Origin of the sequence: Paracoccus sp. R12_2 (assembly GCF_017744015.1) — a bacterium.
GTDB lineage: Bacteria > Pseudomonadota > Alphaproteobacteria > Rhodobacterales > Rhodobacteraceae > Paracoccus.
The window spans coordinates 1-562 of the sequence record NZ_JAGHRA010000051.1; the positions used below are offsets into that span (position 1 = coordinate 1).

The window sequence follows — 562 nt, forward strand, 5'->3', positions numbered from 1 at the left end:
CACCGTAGGGCCCGTTGATGGCGGCATGCGCAAAGTAGATCGCCAAAGCCGACATGACGAAGATGAAGAGATAGGCCCGAAGCCAATTTCGTCCAGTCACTTCAATACCTTTTATCAAAACCTCCGAGAGTCTCTCATGGAGAAGCTGTTCGCGAAACCCTTCGCCCCCTCAACGCTGCGTGAGAACAGGGGCGCGCCAGCCATGCGAACCCTTCCGATAAGCGAAGTCGTGGCATGAGGTCGCTGCGCATTCTCATAGGTTGCGAGACCTCGGGCGTGATGCGCCGCGCCTTTTCTACGCGGGGACATGATGTCTGGTCCTGCGATCTGCTGCCGGCCGAGGATGGCAGCAATCGCCACATTGTGTGTGATGTCCGCGACCTGCTGGATGATGGATGGGATCTGCTCGCCGTCATGCATCCGCCCTGCACCCGACTGTGCCGGTCCGGCCGGCGCTGGATGTCCGGGCCAGGCAAATGGACGCCGCCCAAGAAGCTGCCCAGGGGCCGGACGGTGGAAGATCTCCGCGCCGAATTCGAGGAAGGCGTCAGCCTGTTCATCG

At 60.9% G+C, this 562-nt stretch carries 1 pseudogene; it reads left to right on the top strand.

Annotated features, from left to right (window positions below):
* Positions 1-234: 234 nt before the first annotated feature.
* Positions 235-562: pseudogene (locus J7359_RS19840) on the top strand (hypothetical protein); the annotation flags it as partial.